General features: G+C 46.8%; 1 protein-coding gene. It reads right to left on the bottom strand.

What is annotated here, in order from left to right; translation table 11 throughout:
• Positions 1-337: 337 nt before the first annotated feature.
• Positions 338-799 (bottom strand): methyltransferase family protein, encoded by a 462-nt coding sequence (locus tag ACRC27_RS03580; RefSeq protein WP_438639205.1) that lies wholly within the window; start codon positions 797-799, stop codon positions 338-340.
• Positions 800-1,081 lie beyond the last annotated feature (282 nt).

Genomic DNA, 1,081 nt, shown 5'->3' with positions numbered 1-1,081 from the left:
TATGCGCAATACCTCCGCTCTGTCATGCTCCGTGTTGCCTCTGATTTCGGTATATCAAACCCTGAAAGCAAAAACCAGTATCAGGATGTGAGATTAATCCCCGATCCTTAAAAAAAACGCATTATGTTGTGTGAGTGCTGAAAAATTAATCTTGATAAGCAGACAGTTAGCCACTTTGTAGACTAGAAAAGATAAATCCACCGATCAGAGGTAGCACGGTAGGCACAAAGAATAAAGGCAGCGCTACATGCACTGCCTTTACTCGTATGAAATTTTAGTATGGAGGATGTTACCTAACACATGCCAACGTATACCGCACAGTAGACTGATAAGACGCTTATAACCAACGCCTCACTCGTGCTTTATACAACTCAAATTGCGCGCCAAACAGAGCCTGCATCGCCCGCTCTTCTGGCTTAATCTTAAAACGGGTCATGTAGCTAACAAATACGGCTACCCCTGCTAACGCGATGACTGAATCCAGATACAATGCCCAGGCCACCAGCCAGAGGGCTAAACCGGTATACATTGGGTTGCGAGAATATTGGTACACGCCGCCAACCACCAAGGTAGATGCCGTTTCCGGTTTGAGTGGATTTACCGTGGTCTGTGCACGCTTAAACGCTATCACACCGCCAATTCCCAGTAATATGCCCATAGCGAACAGCACAATCATGAGCGCGATACGCAGACCATACTGCAACGGAAAATGCCCGGGTAAAAATGACAGTAACCCGATCAGCAAGGCGGCACTCGCTGCAATCAGTGGTGGCGGGATACGATTATCTAAATTTGGCATGCTTGCTGTTCCCCTCTCCCCAGACTATGGCGCCGAAAACCTGTTTTAAGTGACTTAGCGTGATGGTTTGAGACAATCGCATGAAAGTGACAGTGTCACGTAAATACCTATTGGGTTACGCCACAATATCGGTACGAGATGCGGGTATAAACTGCATCACGGACACCGGTTTGTTTGCGTAGCATTCCTGTTTGATTTCTTGCCAGCCCATACTTTGATAAAACGCTTGCTGATCTTCTGTGAACAAAAACAGCGGCTCATCACTCTGTTTACCGTGTGCAC

It is taken from the genome of Plesiomonas sp. (assembly GCF_051650925.1).
GTDB lineage: Bacteria > Pseudomonadota > Gammaproteobacteria > Enterobacterales > CAMTGL01 > Plesiomonas.
Note: the sequence above shows the minus strand (reverse complement) of the source record. Positions and strands in the feature narration are given on the sequence as shown.

Bases quoted from the DNA above. Each gene is read 5' to 3' on its own strand.
- ACRC27_RS03580 (WP_438639205.1), bottom strand. From the start codon at position 799: ATGCCAAATTTAGATAATCGTATCCCGCCACCACTGATTGCAGCGAGT.